This window comes from Candidatus Magnetaquicoccus inordinatus, from assembly GCF_004217665.1.
In the GTDB taxonomy this organism is placed as follows: Bacteria; Pseudomonadota; Magnetococcia; order Magnetococcales; family Magnetaquicoccaceae; genus Magnetaquicoccus; species Magnetaquicoccus inordinatus.
In genome coordinates, this window is the sequence record NZ_RXIU01000090.1 from 1 (window position 1) to 6127 (window position 6127).

Annotated in this window: 5 protein-coding genes; 1 reads left to right on the plus strand and 4 read right to left on the minus strand. The window is 51.7% G+C overall.

Going from position 1 to position 6127, the window contains the following annotated elements; genetic code table 11:
- Positions 1 to 301: 301 nt before the first annotated feature.
- From EJP87_RS08295 to EJP87_RS08310, 4 genes are all read right to left on the minus strand, one after another.
- Positions 302 to 1525 (minus strand): protein-glutamate methylesterase/protein-glutamine glutaminase, encoded by a 1224-nt coding sequence (locus tag EJP87_RS08295; protein ID WP_130471398.1) that lies wholly within the window; start codon positions 1523 to 1525, stop codon positions 302 to 304.
- A gap of 6 nt (positions 1526 to 1531) precedes the next feature.
- Positions 1532 to 3637, minus strand: a complete 2106-nt coding sequence (locus EJP87_RS08300) for a chemotaxis protein CheA (protein WP_130471399.1) — start codon at positions 3635 to 3637, stop codon at positions 1532 to 1534.
- 179 nt (positions 3638 to 3816) lie between these two features.
- Positions 3817 to 4182 carry a response regulator gene (locus EJP87_RS08305; RefSeq protein WP_130471400.1) on the minus strand — a complete coding sequence of 122 codons (366 nt, stop codon included), beginning with the start codon at positions 4180 to 4182 and terminating at the stop codon, positions 3817 to 3819.
- Positions 4182 to 4520, minus strand: a complete 339-nt coding sequence (locus EJP87_RS08310) for an STAS domain-containing protein (RefSeq protein ID WP_130471401.1) — start codon at positions 4518 to 4520, stop codon at positions 4182 to 4184. The genes EJP87_RS08305 and EJP87_RS08310 overlap by 1 nt, the downstream gene beginning before the upstream one ends.
- A gap of 281 nt (positions 4521 to 4801) precedes the next feature.
- On the opposite strand from EJP87_RS08310, the gene EJP87_RS17765 reads away from it, so the two are divergent.
- The coding region (locus EJP87_RS17765) for a methyl-accepting chemotaxis protein (protein WP_193771239.1) at positions 4802 to 6127 on the plus strand (1326 nt) is incomplete at its 3' end.

Here is a 6127-nt window from a genome sequence, read left to right on the forward strand (position 1 = left end):
TTTCAAACTAAGCCGACGCGCTTTTTGCGTCGGCTTAAGCGCCTGATGGAAGCAAGCTGTGCGGATTGGCGCGCATTTTTGCGCCAATTCGCACAGCATCCCCATGGGGGTAGAGCTGGCGAGTCATCGCAAACCAGGTAGACTTGGCAAGCCAGCACGAACCTGAATAGTTACCTTCTTTGTAAGAATAATCGGAATGCTGCCGGTAATACGGGCTCGTGCCGTGGTCTGTGCCAGGAGGAGAATATCTCCTCCTGCATTCTGAACATACCTCTGTAAACAAATCACAAAAAAAACATCATCAACTGCACAAACGGATCACCTCAGCCGCAATCTTATCCAACGGCTTGACAATATCGACACCCCCATGCTTGATCGCCTCTTTGGGCATGCCAAACACAACGCAGCTTTGCTCATCCTGCGCAATATTGGTCGCTCCTGCCTGCTTCATCTCCAACATGCCACGGGCTCCATCATCGCCCATGCCCGTCATAATCACCCCAACAGCATTTTTGCCGGCATAACGCGCTGCTGAACGGAACAACACATCCACTGATGGCCGGTGCCGACTCACCAAGGGACCATCCTTTACCTCGACCAGATAACGTGCACCACTGCGTTTGAGCAACGTATGCTTATTGCCAGGCGCAATCAAAACCCGTCCGCGCACCACCGAATCCTCATTGGCCGCCTCCTTGACCGTCACCTGACAGAGCGAGTTCAAACGATTGGCAAAAGCCGAGGTAAAATGCTCTGGCATATGTTGCACAATCACCATACCTGGAGCATTGGCCGGCAACGCCTCCAGAAAGACCCGTAACGCCTCAGTCCCCCCAGTAGATGCTCCAACCACCACCACCTTTTCCGTGGTCTGAATCATGGCCTTGCTGTCCGGCGGTGGCAATACGGCATCTGCTGTCAACTTGGGCGGTACTTTATAACCAGCCTGAGTTGCCGCTGTAATACGATCATGACCTGTTGCCGTTGCACCCATTGCCGGTGCCGGTACATGCACAGGAGCTGGTGCGGCTGTTGCTGCTCCAGAAGAGGAAACCGTTGCGGAAACACGAGCCCCCTCAATCGCACGCGCTGCCTCGGCATGACGTGGCACATATCGCGATAAACGAGCCATGGCCGCCGCCTTGACCGCATCACAAATATGGATCCGCGACTCCTCCAAAAAAGATTTGGTGCCCATCTTTGGCTTGGTGATAATATCCACAGCCCCATACTCCAGCGCCTTCATCGCCGTATCTGACCCTTCTACCGTCAACGAAGAGCACATAACGACCGGAATCGGATGCTGGCTCATAATCTTTTTCAAAAAAGTCAAACCATCCATGCGAGGCATTTCCACATCCAATGTGATCACATCCGGCACAGAAGTACGCAATTTTTCAGCCGCTACAAAAGGATCCTGAGCCGCTCCAATCACCTCAATATCTTCATCCGACTGCAAAATCTGCGTCAACGTTTGCCGGACGACTGCCGAATCGTCGATGATTAAAACCTTGATTTTGGCCATGCCTGGTTATGCCCCTCCTGTCTCCTTGGTCTCCTGCATCTCCACATAACGGACCATGCGTGCCAAATCCAACAACAGGGCCACAGTACCATCGCCCAGAATGGTCGCACCGGAAAATTCATCCGAATATTGGAAACTGCCTCCCAAGTTTTTGATCACTGTCTGATGTTGGCCAACCACCGTATCCACACCAAAGCCGACTCGACGCCCATCCACATTGGCAATCACAATTTGCTCGATGATCGGACGCTCCCCATCCATGGCAAAACGCTCACGAATACGAATGAAAGGAACAATCTCCCCACGCACGTTGACAATGCGCCGTCCATGCGAGTTGGCAATATCTTTTGGTGAAAGCTCGACACACTCCTCCACTGCAGCCAAAGGCAGCACAAAATAGTCATGATTGACCCCAACCAGCAAACCTTCGATAATGGCCAAGGTCAAAGGCAGCTTTAAGGTGATAGTCGTACCCTTACCCAATTCACTTTGTACATCAATGGTACCACGCAAACTCTCGATCGATTTGCGCACCACATCCATGCCCACGCCACGCCCGGAAACGTTGGTAATTTTTTCCGCTGTCGAAAATCCGGCACCAAAGATCAACATGAATGCCTCCTGATCGGTTAACACCGCATCAGGCGACAACAAACCCTTTTCCACCGCCTTGCGCCGTAAAAGCTGGGCATCAAGACCCTTGCCATCATCCTTGACCTGAATCAACACACTGGTTCCAGAGTGCACCGCCGACAGATGAATCTGTCCGACCAGCGGTTTGCCAATCGCCTTGCGCACTTCCGGTTTTTCAATACCATGATCAATACTGTTACGGATAATGTGTACCAACGGATCATTCAGTTGATCGATCACCGTTTTATCCAACTCGGTATCGGCACCCGCAGTGGTCAATTCCATCTGCTTGCCCAACTCGGTGGAGAGATCACGTACCAGACGTTTGAATTTGTTGAAGGTAGAGCCAATAGCCAACATGCGGATACTCATGGTATTGTCGCGCAATTCGCCGGTCAAACGCTCTATCTCTTCGGCAACCAGTTGCAAATGTTGGTTGTTGAGCCGTCCGGAAATCTGATTCAGGCGGGCTTGCACCGTCACCAACTCTCCCACCAGATTGACCAGCTTATCCAGTTTGGTGGAAGGAACACGAACCACAGCATCCACCTCAGCCGCTTTTGTCTGCTGCTGTTTTTGCTCCTGCACAACCCGCTGCTCGGTCAGAGCGGCACGCACCTTGTCGGCGGAGACCACGCCCGCATTGACCAAACGATCCCCCAATGGGGTCAATGCCTTGCCGAGAGCCTCCTCATTGATATCCCCACGCTCCAGAAGAATTTCCCCCAGCTTTTTCGGTTCCGCATCCTCCTGCTCTTCCTCACGAGTCAGCAACCGTACATTCAGGGTGCAATCATCTTCCACAAAAATAAAGACATCGCGAATGGCATTCTCACCCTGGGTTGTGGTCAGAAAAATTTCCCAATGGGTATAGCAGCGTTCGGGATCCAACTCCTCCAGAGAGGGCAAGGTGTTGGTGATCGCCACCACACGGCATTGCCCCATGTCACGCAATTCATTGAGCAACAACAGAGGATTGGTTCCAGAAGAAAAAATTTCAGGTTTAGGTTCAAAACGGACCCGGTAGACATGCGGACCCTCAGCGTCGGCTTTCGGAGCGGCGGCCGCTTTTGTTTCCGTTGCTGCAGCTCCTCCCTTTTGCGGGGCCAAAGCACGTAAGCCACTGATAATCCGATTGGCATTATCCTGGTCTGCAGGTGGCCCTCCCCGTGAGGCATCAAGAATACTGCGAATTTGATCCCGCGCAGCCAAAGTCAAATCAATCAAAGCCTTGGTCACCGGTAAGGTACCGGAGCGGGCCATATCAAAAACGGTCTCCACCTCATGGGTAAATTTGGCCACTTCGTCAAATCCGAACATGGCCCCGGAACCCTTGATGGTGTGCATGGCCCGGAATACCCGACTGATCAGCTCTATATCGGTCGGCCTTTCTTCCAACTCCAGGAGGGAATCCTCCAACTCGGAAAGCAGCTCATAAGCCTCTTCCGTAAAGGCACTGGTATCAATCTCTACAGCCATGGGACCATCCTCCAATGGATTGTTCTGAGCTCTTTTCAGGAGCTTTTTCTGTTCCGCCTGACACCCCCGCAGAGGTAAAATGCGACCAACGCACTGCACCTACACTGAGGCACCCGCTCCTTTTGTCACGCAACCCCCCGCAGAAGGGGGCGCAGACAACTTTTGCGGCCACAAAACAGTTAACCAAGCACCTTTTTTATCACGCCGATCAATTGCTCCGGTTTGAATGGTTTGACAATCCATCCCGTTGCTCCGGCATCCTTGCCTTCTTGTTTACGCTCTGCTTGTGATTCGGTCGTCAACATCACGATGGGAGTAAATTTGAAAGCAGGCAGTTTACGCAACTCCCGAATCAAGGTAATCCCATCCATATTGGGCATGTTCAAATCGGTGATCACCATATCGATCGTGGCCCCGGAAACCTTGGTCAAAGCATCCTTGCCATCCACCGCTTCCACCACTTGGTAGCCCTCCCCCTTCAGAGTCAAGCCAACCATCTGCCGAACACTGGAAGAGTCATCTACGGTCATGATTGTTTTTGCCATTAATTGCTCGCTCCCGTCCAAAGTCCGATCACATCGTCATTTTCCAGACAGCCGGTAAAACCCGACTCTCTGACCACCCGATTGACGATATCTGGAACATTACCCTCACGTGTCAACTTCTTCCCTTTTTTGACCCACTCCCGATGCGCTGCACACAGCATTTGCAACGCCGTCAGATCCAGGGAAGAGACCTGATCCAGATTCAAAATCAGATGCTTCACATCTCCTCCAACTTTCAACAACGTCTCCTTCAAAGAGAGCGCATGCTGGATCGTCAAAGGCCCCGACAATATCAACGTGCCGGTAGAGCCGGTATCGTCCACTGAAAAATCAATCATTCTCTACCTCCTGGTACCCCAAAACAGGCCGACTCCTCGCTACGGGCTAGTCGAACAGGCGTTTACACAACGCACAATACCGACTTAAACAGCATTCTCTACAGCAACTGACAAAAAAAATCAACCTTCTAGATAGTAAAAACAGAACAGATTTGGTAGACGAGATGATTTTCTTTGTGTAGACTCTCGCCATGATGGGTTGGTGTAGAATCAGGGCTCTTCTGCATAATCAATGACGTGCTCAACACGGCGCGAAAACAGAGACAAGAGGGAACGGCAACATGAAAGATTTGAAAATTGCCATGAAACTGGCCATTGGCTTCGGCTTGGTCCTATTTTTGACTGTGCTGGTGGCCTGGAATGCTTGGAATGGTCTGAACGGAGTTGCCAAACGGGTGGACAATACCGGAGCAATGACCTTTCTGGATGGTCGCGTAACCGAGTTGTTGCGCGCCGAGCGCAACTTTCTGGCCAGTAAAGATTCTACCAATCGCGACAAAGGTTTGAAAGCACTGGATGAGTTGAAACAAAAAGCGACAGAGTCTCGCGAGGTGCGCTTCAAGGATCCTGCCAACAAGAAGCAAATGGATGACATCATTGCCGAAGCCGATGCCTACAGCAGCTCTTTTACCGGTTTTATCGACAGCGACAAGGTTGTTGTTACGGCCGTCAATCGTATTCGTGACGCTGCCCGTCTGGTCAAAAACGAGGTCGATGCACTGGTCGCCGGCCAATTAAGCAAGCTCAACAGCGACCTGGATGCTGTCAGTCATGGCGTAGAAGCTGCCAGGGGACAACAGGTACGCGAGCAGTTGTTGGATCGCACCCACAAACTCGACTCCGCGCAGGACATGTTCTCTGAATTTTTGACCGCCCGTTTGGGCGAAAAAGAGATAATTATTACCCGTGGCAAGGATGAAGCACAAATCAAACGTGCCAAAGAGGGTGTTGCCAAAGCGCGCAAAATCGCTGAAGAGATGCTCGGCATGTTCAAGGTACAAGCCGATCTGGAGATGATCAAGCAGGTCATCGCTGCTTTCGATGGCTACCAGAAAGAGCTGGATTTGGTGGTCAGTGGCTTTGCCAAGCAGGCGCAACTGGAAAACAGCATGATCCAAAACCGGCGCAAAGCCGATCAACTTCTGGAAATTGCGGTGCATGACCAGAAAGATAAAATGGAGCAGGAAATCCACTCTGTGGAAAATCTGGTGGCGGTAGGATCGTTGATTGCAGTTGTCCTCGGCATTGCCATCGCCTACGTGGTTGCCCGGATGATCTCTTCGGCCTTGGTGCAGGGAGTTGTATTCGCTGAAAAAGTGGCTACCGGTGATCTCACTGCAACCATCGACATTGAGCAAAAAGATGAGATTGGTCAATTGGCTGCGGCCTTGCGCGGCATGGTGGAGCGCTTGCGCAGTGTAGCCAGCGATATGCGTGATGCTGCGGATAATGTGGCCTCCGGCAGCAACCAACTCTCTGATGCTGCGCAAAGCCTCTCCCAAGGTACTACTGAACAGGCAGCCTCCATCGAAGAGACCTCTTCGGCCATGGAAGAGATGTCCTCCAATATTCAACAAAACAGCGAAAACGCCCATACCACCCAGTCA